At 67.1% G+C, this 21,310-nt stretch carries 15 protein-coding genes; 10 read left to right on the plus strand and 5 right to left on the minus strand.

Going from position 1 to position 21,310, the window contains the following annotated elements; all coding sequences use genetic code 11:
• The gene (locus tag V3B41_RS16345; RefSeq protein ID WP_049429382.1) at positions 1-1,512 is read left to right on the plus strand and encodes an ATP-binding protein; all 1,512 of its coding nucleotides are present in this window, start codon (positions 1-3) and stop codon (positions 1,510-1,512) included.
• 80 nt (positions 1,513-1,592) lie between these two features.
• Here V3B41_RS16345 and V3B41_RS16350 read toward each other — a convergent pair whose 3' ends face one another.
• On the minus strand, positions 1,593-2,333 hold the full coding sequence (locus V3B41_RS16350) for a 20S proteasome subunit A/B (protein ID WP_329861688.1): 741 nt from the start codon (positions 2,331-2,333) through the stop codon (positions 1,593-1,595).
• A gap of 91 nt (positions 2,334-2,424) precedes the next feature.
• On the opposite strand from V3B41_RS16350, the gene folK reads away from it, so the two are divergent.
• A complete protein-coding gene (folK, locus tag V3B41_RS16355; protein ID WP_100443680.1) occupies positions 2,425-2,910 on the plus strand; it encodes a 2-amino-4-hydroxy-6-hydroxymethyldihydropteridine diphosphokinase in 486 nt (161 codons plus the stop codon).
• A gap of 75 nt (positions 2,911-2,985) precedes the next feature.
• Here folK and V3B41_RS16360 read toward each other — a convergent pair whose 3' ends face one another.
• Entirely contained in the window at positions 2,986-3,723 is a 738-nt protein-coding gene (locus V3B41_RS16360; protein ID WP_049429385.1) for a pteridine reductase, read from the minus strand.
• 59 nt (positions 3,724-3,782) lie between these two features.
• Here V3B41_RS16360 and V3B41_RS16365 point away from each other — a divergent pair, with 59 nt between their 5' ends.
• Entirely contained in the window at positions 3,783-4,967 is a 1,185-nt protein-coding gene (locus tag V3B41_RS16365; protein WP_295547853.1) for an SAM-dependent methyltransferase, read from the plus strand.
• Positions 4,964-5,356, plus strand: coding sequence for a membrane protein (locus V3B41_RS16370; protein ID WP_049429387.1), 393 nt, complete (start codon positions 4,964-4,966; stop codon positions 5,354-5,356). Before V3B41_RS16365 ends, V3B41_RS16370 begins: the two co-directional genes overlap by 4 nt.
• A 61-nt stretch (positions 5,357-5,417) precedes the next feature.
• On the opposite strand, the gene V3B41_RS16375 is transcribed toward V3B41_RS16370, so the two are convergent.
• From V3B41_RS16375 to V3B41_RS16385, 3 genes are all read right to left on the minus strand, one after another.
• Positions 5,418-7,772: a family 20 glycosylhydrolase gene (locus V3B41_RS16375; RefSeq protein WP_197620007.1), complete on the minus strand. Its 2,355-nt coding sequence runs from the start codon at positions 7,770-7,772 to the stop codon at positions 5,418-5,420.
• Between the two features lie 111 nt (positions 7,773-7,883).
• A complete protein-coding gene (locus V3B41_RS16380; protein ID WP_049429389.1) occupies positions 7,884-10,592 on the minus strand; it encodes a TonB-dependent receptor in 2,709 nt (902 codons plus the stop codon).
• Between the two features lie 143 nt (positions 10,593-10,735).
• On the minus strand, positions 10,736-11,752 hold the full coding sequence (locus V3B41_RS16385) for a glucokinase family protein (RefSeq protein ID WP_197632646.1): 1,017 nt from the start codon (positions 11,750-11,752) through the stop codon (positions 10,736-10,738).
• A 377-nt stretch (positions 11,753-12,129) separates the two neighbouring features.
• On the opposite strand from V3B41_RS16385, the gene V3B41_RS16390 reads away from it, so the two are divergent.
• The 6 genes from V3B41_RS16390 (at position 12,130) to V3B41_RS16415 (ending at position 21,039) form a co-directional block, all read left to right on the plus strand.
• Positions 12,130-13,419: a sugar MFS transporter gene (locus V3B41_RS16390; RefSeq protein ID WP_049429391.1), complete on the plus strand. Its 1,290-nt coding sequence runs from the start codon at positions 12,130-12,132 to the stop codon at positions 13,417-13,419.
• 39 nt (positions 13,420-13,458) lie between these two features.
• Positions 13,459-14,526 carry a LacI family DNA-binding transcriptional regulator gene (locus tag V3B41_RS16395; protein ID WP_295547864.1) on the plus strand — a complete coding sequence of 356 codons (1,068 nt, stop codon included), beginning with the start codon at positions 13,459-13,461 and terminating at the stop codon, positions 14,524-14,526.
• 7 nt (positions 14,527-14,533) lie between these two features.
• Positions 14,534-15,562, plus strand: coding sequence for an SIS domain-containing protein (locus tag V3B41_RS16400; RefSeq protein ID WP_049429393.1), 1,029 nt, complete (start codon positions 14,534-14,536; stop codon positions 15,560-15,562).
• Positions 15,562-16,710 carry an N-acetylglucosamine-6-phosphate deacetylase gene (nagA, locus tag V3B41_RS16405; protein ID WP_295547867.1) on the plus strand — a complete coding sequence of 383 codons (1,149 nt, stop codon included), beginning with the start codon at positions 15,562-15,564 and terminating at the stop codon, positions 16,708-16,710. The genes V3B41_RS16400 and nagA overlap by 1 nt, the downstream gene beginning before the upstream one ends.
• Entirely contained in the window at positions 16,710-17,777 is a 1,068-nt protein-coding gene (locus V3B41_RS16410; RefSeq protein WP_295547870.1) for a heparan-alpha-glucosaminide N-acetyltransferase domain-containing protein, read from the plus strand. The genes nagA and V3B41_RS16410 overlap by 1 nt, the downstream gene beginning before the upstream one ends.
• Before the next feature lie 235 nt (positions 17,778-18,012).
• Positions 18,013-21,039 carry an autotransporter outer membrane beta-barrel domain-containing protein gene (locus V3B41_RS16415; protein WP_295547873.1) on the plus strand — a complete coding sequence of 1,009 codons (3,027 nt, stop codon included), beginning with the start codon at positions 18,013-18,015 and terminating at the stop codon, positions 21,037-21,039.
• Positions 21,040-21,310: the final 271 nt, after the last annotated feature.

Raw genomic sequence — 21,310 nt, forward strand, 5'->3', positions numbered from 1 at the left:
ATGCCCCTGACCGGTCCCGCCCTGGGGGCGCTGCGCATCCTGCTGGTGGAGGACTCACCGGAAGATGCCGAGCTGATGTCCGAACAGATGCTCGAGGCGGGCCTGGAGGCCCGCTTCGAGCGTGTCGAGAGCGAGGCCGAGCTGCGCCAGGCGCTGGCCGCGTTCCAGCCGGACATCGTGCTGTCCGACCTGAGCATGCCGGGGTTCTCCGGTGACGATGCGCTGCGCATCGTGCGCGAGACCTCGCCGGAAGTGCCCTTCATCTTCGTCTCCGGCACCATGGGTGAGGAGAACGCGGTGGCGGCGCTGCAGAAGGGTGCCAATGACTACATCATCAAGCACCTGCCGGCGCGCCTGCCCTCGGCGGTGGCGCGTGCGATCCGCGATGCACGCAGTGCGATCGAGCGCGCACGGGTGGAAACCGAGCTGATGCGTGCACAGCGCCTGGAAAGCCTGTCGCTGCTCGCGGCTGGCCTCAGCCACGACCTGCGCAACATCCTGCAGCCGTTGCTGATCATGCCGGACCTGTTGAAGGCGCGTACCGACGATCCGCAGCTGCACCACCTGGCCGATGTCATCGCCGAGTGCGGTCGCCGTGGCCATGAGATGGCCGAATCGATGCTGTCGTTCGTGCGCGGTTCGCGCAAGCCGAGCGAGCGCATCGAGATCGACGGCCTGTTCGATGCGGTGGCTCTGCTGTTGCGCAGCAACGTGCCCGACGCCGTGCGCCTGGAGCTGCAGGTGCAGGACGAAGGCCTGGTGGTCGATGCCAACTACACCGAACTCCAGCAGGTGATGCTGAACCTGGCGCTCAATGCGATCCAGGCGATGCCCAAGGGCGGCCGCCTGAGCCTCACCGCCAGCCATGCAGGCCAACGCGATGGCGTGGACTGGATGCATATCCGCGTGGCCGACGAAGGCATCGGCATGGATGCGGACACGCTGTCGCACCTGTTCAATCCGTTCTTCACCACCAAGGCCGATGGCACCGGGCTGGGGCTGATTTCCTGCAAGCGCATCGTCGAAGGTGCCGGCGGCAGCATTCATGTCAGCAGCCAGCCGGGGCAGGGCACCTGCTTCGAACTGCGCCTGCCGATGCACGAAGCCATCGACGGCGGCGAGCCCATCGAGCAGCTGGTGGCCTTGGGCAGCGGCCAGTCGATCCTGGTGGTCGATGGGGAAGCCACGCGCCTGTCGCTGCTGGGCAATGCGCTGTCCAGCCAGGGTTACCAGCTGCAGCTGGCCTCTGACGGCCCCGCCGCGCTGCGCTGGATGCAGCAGGAGGCGATGCCTGCGCTGGTGATCGCCGATGCAGGCTCCAAGCTGCTGCCGGCCAGCCAGCTGCTGGGCGAGATGGCCACGCTGGGCTATCGCGGCCCGGCACTGGTACTGGAGGACCCTGCAGTGCCCGTCGCGGCCGATGCATTCCCGGATGGCGTGGAGGTGCATGTGCTGCACAAGCCGCTGCAGATGCAGCAGGTGTTCCGCGCGGTCGCCGAAGCGCTGGGGTGATGCCGCTGGGGTTCTGTAGAGCCGAGCCCATGCTCGGCTGCTGTTCGCATTGACCTCGACAGCCGAGCGTGGGCTCGGCTCTACAGGGCGGTTTCCCACGGGAAGCGTGGCAGGGCGTCCACCGCCTGTTCCAGGCGCCGTGACCAGTTCTGGTGGATATCGGCATACAGCGCTGAATCCGCACCCAGCCGCAGTTGCTGGCCGATGCGCAGCTCACCGCCGCGCAGCAGCGCCAGGTCGATCGGCAGGCCCACCGACAGGTTGGAACGGATGGTCGAGTCCAACGAGACGATCGCCGTGCGCGCCGCGTCCTCCAGGCGGGTGGCCGGGCTGAGGATGCGGTCGAGGATCGGCTTGCCGTACTTGGACTCACCGATCTGCAGATAGGGCGTCTCCGGCGACGCAGCGATGGCGTTGCCGAGTGGATAGACCATGTACAGACCTGGCCGCTCGCCGGCGATCTGGCCGCCGAAGATCAGCGTGGCCTGGGTGTTGACCCCGTCATGGCCGTGCTCGCTGTGGCTGCTGTGCACCTGGCTGTCGACCAGCAGCTGGCCGACATACTCGGCAGCCTCGAACAGGTGGGTCATGTCGCGCAGGTTGGGCGTGCGTCTCTCGTCGGCGTCGCGCCCCAGGCGCGACACCAGCAGCTGGGTGGTGGCCAGGTTGCCGGCCGCCATCAGTACGTAGGCTGCCTGGCCGGGGTACTCGAACACGTGCAGCTTGCGGTGCACGCGCACATCGTCCAGCGAGGCATTGGTCCGGGTGTCGGCAGCGAAGACCAGGCCCTCGTCCACCTCGATTCCAACGCAATAGGTCATGTCGGTGCCCTATCATGTGCGTCCCGGATTGTAGGCAGGCCGCCGTGACGACGGCATGTCCACGCCCCCCAAGTGCCGTCACCTGAACCGCATGACCACCGTGCTCCTGAGCCTGGGCAGCAACGTCCAGCCCCGCCGCTACCTCCACGCCGCGGTGACGGCCCTGCGCGAGCGCTTCGGCGCACTGCAGGTGTCGCCCGCCTACCGTACCGCCGCGGTCGGCTTCGACGGCCCGGCCTTCCTCAACAACGCCGTGGCGATCGACACCGACCTGCCGCTGCAGGAACTGGACGACTGGCTGCATGCGCTGGAAGACGCGCACGGCCGCGACCGCAGCGGGCCACGCTTCTCGGACCGGACCCTGGACATCGACGTGGTGTTCTACGGTGACCTGGTGGTGGAAGGCCCCGGCCATCTGCGCATCCCGCGCCCGGAGCTGAAACACGCCTTCGTGCTGAAGCCGCTGGCAGACATCGCGCCGGATTTCATCGACCCGGTCAGTGGGCAGGATCTGGCCACGCTGTGGCGCGCGCACCGGCAGCATGGCGAAGCGTTTGAGATCGTTGATCTGGAATGATCAGGTTGCGTTGGGGTCAGATCCCTTTTCCCGCAGTGAAAAGGGATCTGACCCCGTCGTCCGTCCTGCCCGGTGTCAACTGACCGTGCGCCCACCATCCACGCGCAATGTGTGGCCGGTGACGAAGCCGGCTTCGGCCACCAGCCAGTAAACCGCTTCGGCAATCTCCTCGACTGTACCGATCCGCGCCAGAGGCGTGCGCGCCAGCAGCGCCTCGCGGGCGAAATCGTCCTTGCCCTGTTCCGGCCACAGGATCGCGCCGGGCGCCACCGCATTGACCCGCACCTTCGGCGCCAGCTCCAGCGCCAGCGAACGGGTGGCCATTTCCAGCGCGGCCTTGGCCATGGTGTAGGCGATGTGGTCGCGCATCGGGTCGGTGCCGTGCAGGTCGGTCAGGTTGACGATGCAGCCTTGCTGGCGGCGCAGGTAGGGCGCGGCGGCCTGTGACAGCAGCAATGGCGCGCGCGCATTGACCGCATACAGCTCGTCCATCGCCTCGGCGGTCACCTGGCCGAGCGGGGTGGCATAGAAGTTGGAGGCATTGTTGACCAGCGCGTCCAGGCGGCCGAAGTGGGTGACGGCCTGTTCCACCAGATCGGGCAGGGCGTCGGCGTCACGCAGATCGGCCTGCAGCGCCAGCACGCTGCCCGGGCGCACGTTGTCGAAGTCGAACGCGGCCTGCTGCAGTTCCGCGCTGGAGGTGTTGGCGTGCAGCACCACCGACCAGCCGCAGGCGTGGAACTGGCGGGCGATGGCCGCACCGATCCGGCGCGCGCTGCCGGTGATCAGGACCACGGGGTGGGTATCGCTCATCGAGGGTCCTCCAAGGCTCGGCTATCCTGTGCACCATTGTCACCGCATTCGAAGACGCCATGCAGCCCACCTTCCCCCTGCCCGAAGCCGATGCCCTGGCCCACAGCGACCAGCTGGCTGCCGCCCTGCGCGCCGAAATCCTTGCGCAGGGCGGGGCAATGCCGTTCTCCCGCTTCATGGAGCTGTGCCTGTACACCCCCGGCTGGGGCTATTACAGCGCCGGCGCCAGCAAGTTCGGTGGCAGTGGCGACTTCACCACCGCGCCCGAGCTCGGCAGCCTGTTCGCCGGCAGCGTGGCCAATGCGCTGGCCCCGGTGTTCGCCCAGCTGGGTGCGCAGGCGCGGATGCTGGAGCTGGGCGGCGGCACCGGCGCCTTCGCCGAGGCGGTACTGCTGCGCCTGGCCGAGCTGGACGCGCTGCCGTCGCGCTACGCCATCCTTGAACCCAGCGCCGACCTGCGCGAGCGCCAGCAGCAGCGCCTGCAACAGAACCTGCCGGCCGAACTGGCCGCGCGTGTGGACTGGGTCGACCGCCCGTTCGAAGAGGACTGGGAAGGCGTGGTGTTCGCCAATGAAGTGATCGACGCACTGCCGACCCCGCGCTTCCTGATCCGGGATGGCGAGGTCTATGAGGAAACCGTTGAACTGGATGGCGACGGCAATTTCATCCGCGGCGCGCAGCCGGCCGACATCCTGCTCAATGGCGCGGTGCGCCACATCGAGCGCTATCTGGAGAAGCCTTTCGCCGAGGGCTACCGTTCCGAAGTACTGCCGCAGCTGCCGTACTGGCTGCAGGCGGTGGCCGGCGGCCTGCAGCGTGGCGCGATGCTGTTCGTCGATTACGGCTACAACCGCGGCGAGTTCTACCAGCACGATCGCGACGACGGCACCGTGCGTGCCTTCTACCGCCACCACGTGCACAACGACGTGCATCGCTGGCCGGGCCTGCAGGACATCACCGCATCGGTGGATTTCACCGCGATGGCCGAGGCGGGCATGCACGGTGGTTTCGAGCTGGCCGGTTACTGCAGCCAGGCCAGTTTCCTGCTCGGCAACGGCCTGGACCAGGTGCTGCTGCTGGCCGAAGAGCGTACGGATGAGGTCGGTCGCATCCAGCTGCGCGACCAGGTGAAGAAGCTGACCCTGCCCACCGAAATGGGCGAGCGCTTCCAGGCGATCGGTCTGCAGCGTGGCGTCGACTTCGAGCCGGCCTTCGAACTGGGTGACCTGAGCTGGCGCTTGTGAGCAGTGCGTTGCCGGTGATCAAGCCGCTGCGGCGGCCGCGGCTGTGGACCGTGTTGTGGGTGCTGGCGGTGTTGCTGGTGGTCGTGGTCTGCCTGATTCCACCACCGCCGATTCCGCTGCCGGAAAACAGCGACAAGGGCGAGCACTTCCTCGCCTACTTCATCCTGGCCGGCAGTGCGGTACAGCTGTTCCGTCGCGGGCGTCCGCTGCTGTGGGTAGGCGTGGGCTTGGTGCTGATGGGGATCGGCATCGAGTTCGCGCAGGGCGCGCTGACCACCAACCGCACCGCCGACCCGATGGATGCGATTGCCAACACTATTGGCGTGCTGGTCGGCATGACCACGGCCCTGACCCCGCTGCGCGACCTGCTGCTGCGCTGGCGCGGGTGAGGTTCCTGTAGAGCCACGCCATGCGTGGATCCGGCCGCAAAGCGCCAACCAAGGTTGGCACCTACCTGAGCGTCACCTCATCCAGCACCCACATCGCCGGGCGCGTGTCGCCGGTGAAGTTGATGCACAGGTCACCGGTGCCCTGCGTGCCCTTCGGCAGCGTGGCCTTCAGGGTCACGAAGCCATCGGCATCCGGCTTGGCCGGCAGCGGTACTTCAGCCAGCACCTTGCCGCTGCAGTCGCCGCGACGCACCAGCATTTCGCCATGCGCCCGCTTGGCTTTCTCGAAGCGACGCTTGGGTTCGTCGTGGGCCAGCTGGAAGTAGTACGGAATGCGGCCCGCGCGGACCTCCACGCTGCCGATGCCGTCCAGCTGTGCCTGCGGCCAGCGCCAGCACGGCTGGAAGATGTCGACATTGAACACCGCACGCGTTCCCTCGCGCGGGCCGTCGTCTTCCAGGCGCAGCACCAGGCCCTTCGTGCCCACGCAGCTGAGCAGCTCATCGCTGCGGCGACTGAGCAGCGACTGCGTGGTGAATGCCGCCACCGTCGGCTTCGCCGCCAGCATCCGTCCCTGGTAGAACGCGGCGGCCTGCACGGTGGCGGGCAGCGTCGCGGTCAATGGCTGCTGGTACAGCGGCGACTGCGCGCTCACCGCCTGGCCGTCGGTGCTGTAACGCACCTCATAGCCCAGCGGATTTGCCAGCGACACGGTCACGGTGTTGCCAGCTCGGTTGTCGGTGTAGTCCACACCCACTTCAAACGGCGTCTGCGCGTAGGCCAGGCCCCAGGCGCGGTAGCGCTGCAGCTGGGAGGGCAGGCGTGCGAGGAAATCGCGGAAGTCGCGATGCTCCGGTGTACTCCAGCCGGTCTCGGCCACGGCGGCCAGGCGCGGGAACAGGTTGTGCTGCAGGCGTGCGTAGGTGCGCGTGTGCTCGGTGAACATGTTGGCCTGCAGGCCGAGGATGTGCCCGCGCTTGTCGGCGGCCAGCTCGGCCGGCACCGGTTCGAAGTTGTACAGCTTGCCGAGGTTGACCTGGGTCGGGCGGCCCGGCGGCTCGTTCGGCGAGGCCGTCTGCAGGTAATCCAGATAGAGGTATCCGACCGGCGACATGATCACGTCATGGCCGGCGCTGGCGGCGGCCAGGCCGCCTTCGGTACCCTGCCACGACATCACCGTGGCCTGCGGCGGCAGGCCGCCTTCGAGGATTTCATCCCAGCCGATCAGGCGCCGGTCGTGCTCCTCCAGGAAGGTCTCCAGTCGCTTGATGATGTGGCTCTGCATGGCCATCTCATCCTTGATGCCCAGCGCACGCATGCGCTGCTGCACCTGCCTGGAGGCTTTCCACTGGTCTTTCACTGCCTCGTCGCCACCGACGTGCACGTACTTCGCCGGGAACAGCGCGATTACTTCTTCCAGCACGTTCTCGAGGAAGGTGACGGTGCTGTCTTCGGTGTTGAACAGGTTCGGGAACACGCCCCATTCGCTGATCGGCTTCAGCGGGGTATTGATCGAGCCCAGTTCCGGATACGCGGCGATCGCCGCGGTGGCATGGCCGGGCACATCGATTTCCGGGATCACCTGGATATGCAGCTTGGCCGCATAGGCGATCACCTCGCGGATCTGGTCCTGCGTGTAGAAGCCGCAGTAGGGATGCTCCTGGCCGCTGACCGGATCAATGCCGCCATCACCGGCGGGCAGCCGGCAGCTGCCCACGTCGGTCAGCTTCGGGTAGCGCTTGATCTCCATGCGCCAGCCCTGGTCATCGGTCAGGTGCCAGTGGAAGGTGTTGAGCTTGTGCGCGGCCATCGCGTCGAGCACGCGCTTGATCTCGTCCAGGCTCTGGAAGTGCCGGGCGGAATCGAGCATGAAGCCGCGCCAGCTGAAACGCGGCGCGTCCTGGATCTGCACCGCGGGCAGCACCCCGTTGCTGCCGCCGGTGGCGAGCTGGGCGAGGGTAGTCGCGCCATAGAAAAGACCGGTTTCGTTGCCGGCCTGGATCATCACGCCCTGCGCGGTGCTTTCCAGCGTGTAGCTTTCGCCGCTGTCGCGGAAGGTGGGCACGATCTCGAAGCGGATGCTGCCCGACTTGGCTGCCGCCGTGCCCTTGGCCGGCGCAAGGCGCGGGCCGCCGCTGCGGGCCAGCAGGTCGGCGAACTGGTTGGCGACGCGTTGCGCGGCTTCGCCTTCGGCCTGCAGCACGGTGTCGGCGCGGACGGTGATGCCGTTGCCCTGGCCGCGCTGCACGGTGGCCGGGGCCGGAATCAGCATCAGGCTGCCGGCGCGCAGCTGTGGGCCGGGTGCTTCAGCGGCGGGCGTGGGATCGGCGGCGAGTGCCGGCAACGCCGGCAACAGGGCGAGCAGGCTGCCCAGCAGCACTGCGCTGCGCATCCGGGCGCGGGAAGGCTTGACCATCGGTACGACTCCTTGGAACGGTGCGATGAACGCTATACATGAAAAACGCCGGGCCCGGAATGACCCAGGCCCGGCGTGCGTGCACGACTCGGCGATATTGCCGCCGCTGGATCAGTACTTGAAGCGGAAGTTGAGGTAGTACTGGCGACCGTTGCTGTAGAACGAGGTCGGGATGGCCGCGGTCTGGTAGTACTTGTAGGTCGGGTTGTTGAGGTTGAGCGCATCGAAGCTGATGCTCAGCCAGTCGGTGGCCTTGTAGCTCAGCGACGCCGACAGGGTGCCGAAGTCATCCTGGTAGTACGGGTTGGCACCGGACAGGCCGATCAGGAACGACGAACGGCGGGTGTAGCTGACGCGTGCACCGAAGGTATCGTTCTCGAAGTAGGCACCGATGTTGTAGGTGTTCTTCGAAGTACCCAGCAGGTTGTCGCTGCCGTCGGCCCAGGTGTGGTCGGTGCTGCCATCGGCGTAGGTGTAGTTGGCATTGACACCGAAGTACTCGCCGATCGGCTGCTCATAGGCCACTTCGATACCGCGGACCTTGCCGTCGGCATTGCGCGGGCGGGAGATGTTGTATTCCTCGAGACGGTTGGTCAGCTCGCTGAACAGCATCTCCTTTTCGGTGCTGAAGGCCACGTAGTCCTTCAGGCGCATCGAGTAGGCACCGATCGACAACATGCCACGCGGCATGAAGTACCACTCCAGGTTGGCATCGAAGTTGGTCGACACCACCGGCTTCAGCTTCGGATTGCCGCCGCCGCCTGTCCGGTTCAGGTCCGAACCGTAGGACGAGGCACCCAGTGCCGAGAAGTCCGGTAGGGTCTGGGTCTGCGAGGCGGCCACGCGCAGCACCAGGTCGTCGCGCAGGTCGTACTTGAAGTTGGCGCTCGGCAGCACGCGGTTGTGCTTGTTCTCGAAAGCTTCGCGGGTCCACGCGCCGAACAGGCTGCTCACGTCCGGCACGGTCGAGCCGGTGGCGGCGGCGTAGGTATCGATATCCTGCTTGATGCTGACGTAGCGCAGGCCGACGTTGCCGCTCCAGCGGTCGCCGCTGAAGTTGCCCTGTACGTATGCGGCAAAGTTCTTCTCGGACACCTTCCACTCGGCGCCGTAGTTGTGGCGGCCGGTCGGGCCGTCATTGCCGGACAGCCAGGTGGAGTTGTTGGTCACCGCTTCCTTCAGTGCACCCGGGGTGAAGTACCACAGGTCACGCGGGAAGCTGCCACCGATGCCGTTGGCAAAGCCGCCGGGGAAGTTGGCCGTAGCGCCGTTCTTCAGCGCATTCCAGATCGCGCCCGGGGTTGCGCCTTCCGGCGACTTGGCCTCGCGCTTGTGGTCGCCGAAGCGGGCGCCGAAATCGATCGAGTTCAGTACGCCAGCGTCGGCGAAGTACTGGTTGAAATCGAGCGTAGCCCACTTTTCCTTGTCGATCGCGGTGACCTGCTGGTTGCCCCAGGTGCCGAAGTCGGTCACGCCGCTCGGGCCGATGTTGCCACCGACGTTCCAGTCGATCGGCGAGCCGTTGCCATGGGTTGCCCAGGTGGCGCCGCCACCACGGGCCAGGTTGACTTCGGCGATGTACTGGCGCGGCGTTTCGCCGGTGCCCTTGGTGCTGCCGGCCTGGAACTTCATGCCCAGGTTGTCGCTGATCTGCCAGTCGGCATCGAAGGTGATGTAGTTGGTCTTGGCCTTCGACTCGCGGTAGATCATGTCGTACACCGCGTAGTCGCGGTCGGCCTGGCCGGCGAAGGTGGCGTTGGACAGTACGCCATCCTTGACGACGTAACCCGGATTCGGGGCCTGGCCCGGAATCAGGATCTTGTTGCCATTGGCATCTTCAACGGTGCGGTCGTTGAGGATGCGGCCGCCCCACAGCATGAAGTTGCGGTTGTAGTTGTTCGCCTTCAGTTCCGAGCTGAAGCCTTCCAGGCCCAGGGTCAGGTTGTCCATCGGCTTGAACTGCAGCGAGATCAGGCCGCCCTTGCGCTCGCGGGTCTGTTCGAACAGGGTCGAGCCGAGCAGGCCCGGCGCGTACACGCCGGCCAGGTCCGGGTTGGACTTGGCCACGGTGCCATTCGGATCGATCTGGAAGAAGCCGCCCGGGATTTCCTGCGCTTCGCGGCGCAGTTCGCGCTTCTGGCTGAAGGCCTGCACCATCACACCGAAGTTGCCTTCGTCGTTCTTGTAGTTGAACAGTGCCGACAGCTGCGGGTCGTTGGACTTGGCCTGGTCCGAACGCACCATGCCGATGGAGCCTTCCGCCGTGAGCTGCTTGGAGAATTCCAGCGGCTTGCGGGTGAGGATGTTGACGGTACCGGTGGTGCCACCGTCCTGCAGCTTGGCCTGCGAGGACTTGTTCACCTCCACCGAGCGCACCAGTTCCGACGGCAGCAACGAGTAGCTGACGCTGCGGCCGACGTTGTTGCCCTGGCTGAGCACGAACCAGTCGGCGGTGCCGACGGTGTGGCCGTTGATCAGGGTCTGGGTCAGGCTCGGGCTGGTGCCGCGCAGGCTGACACGGTCGGCTTCGTCGAAGCCGCCTTCGTCGGCGCTGGACGAGCTGATGTTCACGCCCGGCAGGCGCTGCAGGGTGTCGGCCACGTTGTGCGCGGGCAGCTTGCCCACGTCTTCGGCGGTGACCACCTCCACGCGCGCATTGGCTTCGCGCTTGGTGTCCAGCGATTTTTCCATGGATCCACGGATGCCGGTGACCTGCACGGTATCCAGGTCGGTGGCGGTCTGGGCGGCCTGCTGCGCATGCGCACTGAAGGCGATGCAGCTGACGATGGCGGCCGAAAGCAGGGTCTTGCGGGTGTTCATGATGTCTCTCCTCATCACTCGATTGGATGCCGGCGGCGGTGTTCGGTTACGGTTGCGAAGACATGCGCGGGGCGGCGGCGAAGTCCCGTGCGTTGGCGTGCCACGTACTGCGTGCTGCGATTGCGTTGAAGCCTGTTGCGGTGTCAGGCGGCCGACTGCTGCAGGTACCAGCTGGCAGCGCCGACCACGCCCAGCTGGCCGTGCTCGACGACCTTCACCGGGATGCGTGCCAGTGCTTCGCCCATCGGCCCCTTCTGCAGGTAGCGTTCGACGAAGGTGCTGGCGTGCAGGTATTCGCGGATCTGCGGCAGGATGCCGCCGGCCAGGTAGACGCCACCATGGGCGCCATAGAACAGGGCCATGTCGCCGATGGTGCTGCCGAGCAGGCCGCAGAACACATCCAGCGCCTGGCGCGCATGCGCATCGGTATCGGCCATGGCGGCGGCGGTCACCGCATCAGGGCTGGCCAGCGTCGGCACCTGTCCCTGCAGCGCGCACACCGCGCGGTACAGGTTCATCAGGCCGGGGCCGGAGATCGCATGCTCGATCGACACATGGGCGCGGTCGCGCTGCATGTGGCGGACGATGGCCATTTCCAGTCCGGTGCTCGCTGCCAGGGTCGGCTGGCCGGCTTCCGTGGGCAGTACCACCGGGCCGTGCGCGGTGGGGATCCACAGCGCGGCACCAAGGCCGGTGCCGGGGCCGACCACCAGCGTCGGGCCGCGCGCAGCGGTCTCCGGCCCGCACAGGTGCAGCACGCCACTGGCGTCCACCTGCGCGGCGGCGTAGGCCACGGCTTCGAAGTCGTTGACGATGTAGACCCGCTGCAGGCCGACGTCGGCCTCCACCTGGCGGGCCGACAGCGGCCACGGCAGGTTGGCGGTGATCACCGTGCCGTCCTCGCGGGCATAGCCGGCGCTGGCGACCACGCAGTGCGTGGGCCGTGGGCCTTCACCCAGGAAATCGGACAGGATCGCGCTGAGGCCGCCATGGTCGGCGTTGCGGTACTTCCGGTACTCCAGCACCTGCACCGGATGGGAGGCGTCGCCACTGGCCTGGACCAGGGCCACGCGCACATGGGTGCCACCAACGTCGGCAGCCAGGAACGAGGGCGCGACTCGGGACAGGACATGGGCCGGGGCGGGGTGGCTGGCGGTCACGCGGGCTCCTGCTGCAGGTGGGGCCGGCCCCGGGTTCGGGGGCAGCGATTGGGGCGGAGTCTGTAACCCCGCTGACAACGATGTCAACGAGTTCGTGACACTTTCGTTGCTGCGTCGCAACGAATGTGGTGTGCAGTAAACGTTTACATGGCGTGAGCATGGGTTTCACGCTGGAACCGTTGCTGCACGGGGCTCAAGGGCTGTGGCGCATTCAGCACGATCCGTTGCGATCGGGTTGCGCAGTGCAGCACGAGGTTCACGCGGCCACGCAGGGAAGTTGACAAACCGCGGTTGTCCATCGAAAGAATGTGACAACGTTGTTCCCAGCCACTCTCCGACGCCGCGTTCTGCGGCCGTCGCCGCAGGAGCCCTTCCCGATGTCCGCCGTCTCCGCTGCAAGCGTGCGCCCCAATGTGGCCACCTCCATCGCCATCGTCGGCGTGCTGTTCTTCCTGATCGGCTTCTTCACCTGGCTCAATGGCCCGCTGATCACCTTCGTCAAGCTCGCTTTCGAACTCAGCGAGGTCGGCGCCTTCCTGGTGCTGATGGTGTTCTACCTGTCCTACTTCTTCCTGGCGCTGCCGTCGTCATGGATCCTGCGCCGCACCGGCATGAAGAAGGGCCTGAGCCTGAGCCTGCTGGTGATGGCCGGTGGTGCCGCGTTGTTCGGCGAGTTCGCCACCCAGCGCTGGTACCCCGGCGCGCTCGGCGGCCTGTTCGTGATCGGCAGCGGCCTGGCCTTGCTGCAGACGGCCATCAACCCTTACATCTCCATCCTGGGGCCGATTGAAACGGCGGCGCGGCGCATCGCGCTGATGGGCATCTGCAACAAGATCGCCGGCATCCTGGCGCCGATCGTGATCGGTACCGTGGTGCTGCATGGCATCGGCGATCTCTCGGCAACGGTCGCCGCCGCCGATGAGGCGACCAAGGCACAGCTGCTCAACGAGTTCGCCGCCAAGATCCACGCGCCGTACCTGGCCATGGCCGGCCTGCTGGTGCTGCTGGCGGTGGGCGTGCTGTTCTCGCCGCTGCCGGAAATCAAGTCGTCCGAAGCCAATGCCACGCCGGTCGCGGCCGGTGCCGCCGAACGTCGCAGCATCTTCCAGTTCCCGCACCTGTGGCTTGGCGTGCTGTGCCTGTTCGTCTACGTGGGCGTGGAGGTGATGGCCGGCGATGCGATCGGTACCTACGGCCACGGCTTCGACCTGCCGCTGGACCAGACCAAGATGTTCACGGCGTTCACGTTGTTCGCCATGCTCATCGGCTACGTGGTCGGCCTGCTGGTGATTCCCAACGTGGTGTCGCAGTCGCGCTACCTGACCTTCTCTGCCGTGCTGGGCGTTGTGTTCTGCCTGGGCGCCTGGGCCACCCACGGCTACGTGTCGGTGGCCTTCGTGGCCCTGCTGGGCTTTGCCAACGCGATGATGTGGCCGGCGATCTTCCCGCTGGCCATCCGCGGCCTGGGCCGCTTCACCGAGACCGGCTCGGCCCTGCTGGTGATGGGCATCGCCGGTGGCGCGATCATTCCGCAGCTGTTCGCCGTGCTCAAGCAGCACATCGACTTCCAGCTGGTGTTCGTGCTGCTGATGGTGCCGTGCTACCTGTACATCCTGTTCTACTCGGTGATCGGCCATCGCGCTGGCCTGCCGCAGGACAAGGCCTGATCGGCGATGATGGACGGCAGCCAACCCCAGGGAAAACCCATGCGCAGAGCGACCATCAAGGACGTTGCGGAGAAGGCCAAGGTCTCGCTGAAGACAGTCTCGCGGGTGATCAACAACGAGCCTTCGGTGATGCAGGCCACCCGTGCGCGGGTGCTGCGTGCCATTGCCGAGCTCGACTACGAACCCGATCCGTCCGCGCGCAACCTGCGCAGCGGCACAACCTTCGTGATCGGGCTGGTCTACGACAACCCGAACCCGTACCACATCATCGGCGTGCAGAACGGCGTGCTCGCCGCCTGCCGCGAGACCGGGTTCGGGCTGCAGATCCATCCCTGCGATTCCAGCTCGCCGCTGCTGGCCGATGAACTGGCCGACTGGGTGCAGCGTTCGCGCCTGGCCGGGCTGGTGCTGACCGCGCCGATGTCCGAGCGCCGCGACCTGATCCAGGCGCTGACCGCGCGCGGCATCAAGCTGGTGCGCATCATCGCCGCCACCGAAGACCCGGCCGACGGCGCCTGCGTGTTCGTGGATGACCGCGAGGCTGCATATGAGATCACCGAGCATCTGATCCAGCTCGGCCACCAGCGCATCGGCTTCCTCTGGGGCGGCAGCTCGCACCGCTCGTCGGGCGAACGCTATGCCGGTTACGAAGCCGCGCTGAAGGACTACGGCATAACCGTGGACAAGCACCTGGTAGTGCAGGGCGACTACACCTTCGATGATGGTTTCCGTGGTGCGCGCCGCCTGCTGGCGCTGCGCGAACCGCCCACCGCCATCTTCGGTTCCAACGACGAAATCGCGGCCGGCGTACTGGCAGCCGCCAAGTCGGCCGGCATGAACGTGCCGTACGACCTGTCCATCGCCGGTTTCGAGGACAGCCCGTTCTCGCGCCAGTCGTGGCCGCCGCTGACCACCGCCAAGCAGGCCACCGAAGACATTGCCCGCCACGCCGCGCGCCTGCTGATCGCGCAGCTGCGCAGCGACGCCTACGACGACGCGCCGGCGCCGCTGCACAACCAGGGCTTCGTGCCGCAGCTGGTGGTGCGCGGTTCGACCGCGCCCATGCGCCCGGCCGGCGCACGCCCCCTTCCTCCCGATCCTGCCTGAGCCTGCCATGTCGCTGTCAGACCCCACCGCCACCCTGATGTTCGCCGAGGCCGCTGAAGCGGCCGACGTGGTTGCCCGCCAGTTCTCGCGCAACCACGCCACCATGGAAACCCTGGCCGCCAGCCTGCGCGCAGCACCGCCGCCGTTCGTTGTCACGTGCGCACGCGGCAGTTCCGACCACGCCGCCACCTACGGCAAGTACCTGCTGGAAACCCAGCTGGGCCTGGTGGTCGCCTCCGCGTCGCCGTCGGTGGGCTCGGTCTATGCCGCACCGCTGCAGCTGCGCGGTGCACTGTTCATCGTCATTTCGCAGTCGGGCAAGAGCCCGGACCTGCTGCGCAACGCCGAAGCCGCCAAGGCGGCCGGCGCACGCGTGGTCGCGCTGGTCAACGTCGAAGATTCGCCGCTGGCGCAGCTGGCCGACACGGTCATCCCGCTGCATGCCGGTGCCGAGAAGAGCGTGGCCGCGACCAAGAGCTACCTGGCCTCGCTGGCCGCATTGCTGCAGCTGGCCGCGTACTGGAAGCAGGACAGCAGCCTGCGCAACGCGCTGGACCTGCTGCCGGACGCGATGCGCGAGGCGTGGCAATGCGACTGGGGCGCGGTGACCGAGGGCCTGGTCGAGGCCACCAACCTGTTCGTGCTCGGCCGCGGCCTGGGCCTGGGCGCGGCGCAGGAAGCTGCGCTGAAGTTCAAGGAAACCTGCAGTCTGCATGCAGAGGCCTACAGTTCGGCCGAAGTGAAGCACGGCCCGATGGCGCTGGTTGACCGTGGGTTCCCGGTGCTGGCCTTTGCCCAGCCCGATGAGACCGGCGCCGGAACCCGTGCCGTGGTCGATGAGTTCACCTCGCGTGGCGCGCAGGTCTGGCTGGCCGGTGCCGGTGGCAACTTGCCGGTGGCTGCCGCGCCGCACCCGCTTTGCGCACCGCTGCTCACCGTGCAGAGTTTCTACCGCGCGATCAACGCGCTGGCGCTGCGTCGTGGTTTCAACCCGGATCTGCCGCCGCACCTGAACAAGGTGACGGAGACCGTGTAATGGTGACCGTGCTGCGCAATGCCCGCATCCTGGCGGGCGACGACTTCCGCGATGATCTGGCGCTGGTGATCGAGAACGGGCAGATCAGCGCCCTGTTGCCCGACGCCGCACCGCAGCTGGGCCAGGCCGATGAGCAGGTGGATCTGGGCGGCGGCTGGCTGCTGCCGGGCTTCATCGACGTGCAGGTCAATGGTGGCGGCGGCGCGCTGTTCAACAACACGCCCGATGTCGCCTCGCTGCGCACCATCGCGCAGGCGCACCGTCGCTTCGGCACCACCGCGATGCTGCCCACGCTGATCAGCGATGACGTGGGCGTGATGCGCCAGGCGATCGGTGCGATGCGCGAGGCCATCGCGCAGGGGGTGCCGGGCGTGATCGGTATCCATCTGGAAGGGCCGTACATCGCGCCGGCGCGCAAGGGCACGCACGATGCCAGCAAGTTCCGCGTGCCGGATGAAGAAGAGATCGCGCTGGCCGCGTCGCTGGACAACGGCGTGACCCTGCTGACGCTGGCGCCGGAACGCGTGCCGCTGGAGACCATCCGCGCGCTGGTCGAACGCGGCGTGATCGTTGCTGCTGGCCACACTGCTGGCACGTACGAGGAAATTCGTGCCGGCCTGGATGCCGGCGTGCGCGGCTTCACCCACCTTTACAACGCGATGTCGCCGCTGCAGGGCCGTGAGCCCGGCGCGGTGGGCGCTGCGCTGGAGGACCGCGACAGCTGGATCGGCATCATCGTCGATGGCGTGCACGTGCATCCGGCCAGCCTGCGCGTGGCACTGGCTGCCAAGCCGCGCGGTCGCCTGCTGCTGGTCACCGATGCAATGCCGCCGGTCGGTGCCGATGATCCCAGCTACGTGCTGTACGGCGAAACCATCACCGCCATCGACGGCGTGGTGCGCAATGCCGCCGGCTCGCTGGCCGGTTCGGCGCTGGACATGTCCACAGCGGTGCGTAACACCGTGCAGCTGCTCGGCCAGTCGCTGGCCGAAGCGGCACGCATGGCCTCGACCTACCCAGCGCAGTTCCTCAACGTCGATGATCGCCTGGGCCATATCGCCGAGGGCTACCAGGCCGACCTGGTGCTGCTCGATGACGCCCTGCAGGTGCGTGGCACCTGGATTGCCGGACAGTACGAGGCCGCCTGATGAGCGCAACGCCGCCACGCCGGCTGGGCTCGATCGATGCCCTGCGCGGCATCACCGTGGCGGCGATGCTGCTGGTCAACAATCCGGGTGACTGGAGTGCGGTGTTCGCGCCGCTGCGTCACTCGGAATGGCACGGCTGCACGCCCACCGATCTGGTGTTCCCGTTCTTCCTGTTCCTGGTCGGCGTGTCGATGGCCTTCAGCGTGGCACCGCGCGCGCTGGATGCCGCTGCGCGTCCTGCGCTGGCGCGCGGCGTGCTGGTGCGCGCGCTGCGCATCCTGGTGGCCGGTGCGCTGTTGCATCTGCTGATCTGGTGGGCGCTGGATACGCACCACTTCCGTATCTGGGGCGTGCTGCAACGCATCGCGCTGTGTGCGGCGTTGGTGGGCGTGCTGGCGGTGTATGCACGACCGCGCGTGCAGGCCGGCGTGCTGGTCGCGCTGCTGGTGGGCTACACCGTGCTGCTGCTCGGCATCGGCGACCTGGCACCGTGGACCAATCCGGCCAGCCGCCTGGATACCGCGCTGTTCGCGCCGTGGATCTATCAATGGCATGCCGATACCGGGCTGGGCCATGACCCGGAAGGATTGCTGAGCACGCTGGGTGCACTGGCCAGTACCGTGCTCGGCCTGTTGGCCGGTGGCCTGCTGCGCAGCGGGCGTGCTGCGGCGCTTGCCGGGCTGGGCGTGGCGACTACCGTGCTCGGTCTGCTGCTGGCCATCGTGCTTCCGCTGAACAAGCAGCTGTGGACGCCCAGCTACGTGCTGTGGACCGGCGGCCTGGCCGCGCTGGCGCTGTGGCTGGGCCACGTGCTGATCGACCAGAAGGGCTGGCCGGCGCTGGGCAGGCGCTTCGGTGTCAATGCAATCACCGCTTACCTGGGGGCGTCGGTGATGTCGGTGGTGCTGATGGCGAGCGGTGACTGGGGCTGGATCTGGCGGCAGTTGGCGACCGCCATGCCGCACGCATTGGAGCTGGCGTCGATGTTGCAGGCGATGGCGTTCGTTGCATTGTGGTGGGGTGTGGCGTGGTGGCTGGACCGGCGGAAGATCTATCTTAAGATCTGACCCCCGGCGGCGCGCCACATCCACGCCATGCGTGGATGCTCTCCGCGTGGCGCGCGATTACCGACATGATGAACGGTTTCAGCCGCGTAAAGGCGAGGTGATGCCCCATCAAGTTCGCATCTGAACTGTGATGATCGGCACGCAAATTCACCTGTCGAAACCGTTCACCATGGCGCAGACTTCGCTCGCAGTACCGCATATCCGCAGTTCCTGATCCCCTGTCCAGGAGTGCTGTATGTCCCGTGCCGTCCCGCGCGCTTTCCGTCCGCGCCGCCTCACTGTTTCCGTGGTTCAGGCCCTGGCTGTCCCGTCCGTCATGCTGTTGACCGCCAGTGTCGCTTGGGCCGGCTGTGACAATGCCACCCCGACTGCCAGCCACACGGTCACCTGCGATGCCAGCGCGCCGAATCCGCAGACCGTTCCCGTCGCTGCCACTGGCGCGGCCGGTATCACCGTCAATGTCGCCAGCACGGCACAACTGCAACAGAGCGGTGGTGGCAGTGCGATTTCGCTGGTCGGGGCCGGCGGGCACCTGCTGTCCAACCTCGGCACGATCAGTTCGGTGGGTGGCGTGGCGGTCCAGCTTGGTGGTGGCAGCCGCGTCGAAAACGCCGGCAGCATCAGCACCGGCAACAACACCGCCCTGCAGTTCGTCGGCGCGGGCGACAGCGTGCTGGTCAACCGCGGAACGATCAGCGGGCGCACCGGCGTGCAGTTCGGTGCCGGCAACGACCGCCTGGACATGCAGGCCGGCAGCATCAGCGGCGGTGTCCTGCAGGGCGATGGCAACGACGTGCTGCTGCTGGGCAATGGCACCATCGACAGCGTCGACCAGGGCAGCGGCGATGACCAGATGACCGTCACCGGCGGCACCGTTACCGGCCTGGTGGCACAGGGCAGTGGTCGCGATGATTTCATCATGAGCGGCGGCACGATCGGCGCGCTGCAGCAGGGCGACAACATCGATACCTTCCGCATGAGCGGTGGCCGCATCATCGGCGCGTTCGAGGATGGCGACCAGGCGTGGATGACCGGCGGCCGCATCGGCCGCGTCAACATGAAGCTGGACAAGAACCTGTGGGACCAGTCCGGCGGCACCGTGGACGGCAACGTGGTAACCGGCTTCGACACCGACACCATCATCATCTCGGGCACGGCCTATATCGGCGGCAACATCAGCGTCAGCGGCGGCAACGACAGTGTGACCATCACCGACGGCACCGTGCGCGGGCAGGTGCTGCTCAGTACCGGCAATGACACCTTCAACTGGAATGGCGGTGGCATCGTCTATGGCGCGATCGACATGGGGCCGGACGACGACGTGGCCAATCTCAGCAACCTCAACCAGGGCAACCTGGGGGCGGTGCCGCTGTTCGACGGCGGCAGTGGCATCGACCAGCTCAACCTGAGCAACGTCAAGACCGCAGGCGTGGGCCGTTTCCAGAACTGGGAGTCGATCCGCCTGGCCAACAGCACCGAGCTGACCCTCGATGGCGACCTGGTGCTGGGCGACAGCGTTACCGGCACCGGCACGCTGACGGTGGATGACACCAGTACCGTGTACGCGGGCAGTGGGGGACATGCCATCCGCCCGTTCAACAGCGCTGCACTGGTGGAGATGGTCAATGCCGGGCGCATCGACCTGACCGGTACCGGCGCGGGCGACGTGTTCACCGTGCGTGGCAACTATCGTGGTGACGGCGGTGGCCTGTACCTGCGCACCGTGCTGGGCGCGGACAATTCCAGCAGCGACCGCCTGGTGATCGATGGCGGTACCGCCACCGGGACCACCGGCATCGGCGTGCTAAACGCCGGCGGCAGCGGCGCGGCCACGCTGGCCGATGGCATCCTGGTGGTGCAGGCCTTGAATGGTGGCCGCACCGAGCCGGGCGCGTTCTCGCTGTTCGCACCGGTTGCGGCAGGTGCCTACGAGTACTTCCTGTTCAAGGGCGGTGTCAGTGCCGGCACCAGCGAGAACTGGTACCTGCGCTCGACCCTGGTGACCGGGCCGACGCCGGCACCCAACGGTGGTGGCAGTGCCACCCCGCCGCCGCTGACGCCGCCGGTGGCACCACCGCCCCCCATTATCCCGGCGCCGCCACCGCCGCCGGAAGATCCGGTTGATCCCGACCTGACCGCCGGTGAGGCTGCACCACCTCCACCACCGCCGGAACCCGCACCGGTGGCACCGCCCAGTGACCCGGCGGTGCCGGATGTACCGGTGGCCGGTGGTTTACTGCCCGGCACCGGCGCACCGCCAACCTCTGATGCACGTCCGGCTGAAGGCGTGGTGGTGCCGCTGTACCGCGTGGAAACCGCTACCTATGCCGTGGTGCCTCCGTTGCTGCGCGAGACCTCGCTGGCCAGCCTCGGCACGTTCCACGAACGCCAGGGTGAGCAGCGCCTGCTGTACAACCAGGGCGCATTCCGTACCGCCTGGGGGCGCTTGGTGGGGCAGAGCAGCGAGATCTACTGGAAGGGCGATGCACAGCCCGGCTTCGATGGCGATGTGATGGGGCTGCAGGCTGGCCTCGATGTGTGGGCGGCAGCGTCCGACAACCATCGCAACCAGATCGGCGTGTTCGTCGGCCGCACCCGCGCGCAGGGCAGGACCACCGGCCTGGCGCTGGGCTGGGAGAACGTGCAGGTGGGCCAGAACCGCCTGGACGACAAGCACGTGGGCTTGTACTGGACCTTCACCGACAGCAGTGGCGGCTACATCGATGCTGTGGCGATGCAGAGCCGCTACGACGGCCGCGTGCGCTCCTCGCGCGGGCTCGGCTTCGGCCTGAGCGGCGACGGCACCAGCGTGTCGGTGGAAGCCGGCAAGTCGCTGCTGCGCTTCGGTCAGTCCGCATGGTGGCTGGAACCGCAGGTGCAGGTGATCTTGCAACGCACCTCGCTGGACGACCGCCGCGATGAAGTGTCGAGCGTGCGCTTCGACAACGACAACGCCTGGACCGGCCGCATCGGCCTGCGCCTGGCCGGCGATTACCAGCTGGCCGACAACGGTTGGCAACCGTATTTCAAGCTCAATTACTGGCATGGCCGCTCCGGCGAAGACCGCATCCGCTTCGACGACGACGTGATCGTCAATTCGCAGCGCTCGCGCGCGCTGGAAGCCGGTGTGGGCGTGGTCGGGCGTTTCAACCGCACGATAAGCGCCTATGCGGTGGCCGACTACACTCGCGAACTGGGCGGCGACCGCAACGAGAAGCGCCGCATCATCGAAGGCAACATCGGCCTGCGCGCGGACTGGTAGCGCGCGGTGCAGATGTCATGACCCGCTCTGGTAGGCGCCGACCTTGGCCGACACGATGCTTCTCGCTGCCATGACCTGCTGGTAGGTGCCGACCTTGGTCGGCACAGGGCCAATCGACGCCATGATCCGCTCTGGTGGGTGCCGACCTTGGTCGGCACGATGCTTTCCACTGCCATGATCCGCTCTGGTGGGTGCCGACCTTGGTCGGCACGATGCTTTCCACTGCCATGACCTGCTCTGGTAGGTGCCGACCTTGGTCGGCACGAATCCC

Origin of the sequence: Stenotrophomonas sp. SMYL89, from assembly GCF_036319985.1 — a bacterium.
Lineage (GTDB): Bacteria > Pseudomonadota > Gammaproteobacteria > Xanthomonadales > Xanthomonadaceae > Stenotrophomonas > Stenotrophomonas maltophilia_Q.

Excerpts from the sequence above, each read along its gene's own strand:
- V3B41_RS16345 (WP_049429382.1), top strand. The coding sequence starts at position 1 with ATGCCCCTGACCGGTCCCGCCCTGGGGGCGCTGCGCATCCTGCTGGTG.
- V3B41_RS16350 (WP_329861688.1), bottom strand. The coding sequence starts at position 2,333 with ATGACCTATTGCGTTGGAATCGAGGTGGACGAGGGCCTGGTCTTCGCT.
- folK (WP_100443680.1), top strand. The coding sequence starts at position 2,425 with ATGACCACCGTGCTCCTGAGCCTGGGCAGCAACGTCCAGCCCCGCCGC.
- V3B41_RS16360 (WP_049429385.1), bottom strand. The coding sequence starts at position 3,723 with ATGAGCGATACCCACCCCGTGGTCCTGATCACCGGCAGCGCGCGCCGG.
- V3B41_RS16365 (WP_295547853.1), top strand. The coding sequence starts at position 3,783 with ATGCAGCCCACCTTCCCCCTGCCCGAAGCCGATGCCCTGGCCCACAGC.
- V3B41_RS16375 (WP_197620007.1), bottom strand. The coding sequence starts at position 7,772 with ATGGTCAAGCCTTCCCGCGCCCGGATGCGCAGCGCAGTGCTGCTGGGC.
- V3B41_RS16380 (WP_049429389.1), bottom strand. The coding sequence starts at position 10,592 with ATGAACACCCGCAAGACCCTGCTTTCGGCCGCCATCGTCAGCTGCATC.
- V3B41_RS16390 (WP_049429391.1), top strand. The coding sequence starts at position 12,130 with ATGTCCGCCGTCTCCGCTGCAAGCGTGCGCCCCAATGTGGCCACCTCC.
- V3B41_RS16395 (WP_295547864.1), top strand. The coding sequence starts at position 13,459 with ATGCGCAGAGCGACCATCAAGGACGTTGCGGAGAAGGCCAAGGTCTCG.
- V3B41_RS16400 (WP_049429393.1), top strand. The coding sequence starts at position 14,534 with ATGTCGCTGTCAGACCCCACCGCCACCCTGATGTTCGCCGAGGCCGCT.
- nagA (WP_295547867.1), top strand. The coding sequence starts at position 15,562 with ATGGTGACCGTGCTGCGCAATGCCCGCATCCTGGCGGGCGACGACTTC.
- V3B41_RS16410 (WP_295547870.1), top strand. The coding sequence starts at position 16,710 with ATGAGCGCAACGCCGCCACGCCGGCTGGGCTCGATCGATGCCCTGCGC.
- V3B41_RS16415 (WP_295547873.1), top strand. The coding sequence starts at position 18,013 with ATGTCCCGTGCCGTCCCGCGCGCTTTCCGTCCGCGCCGCCTCACTGTT.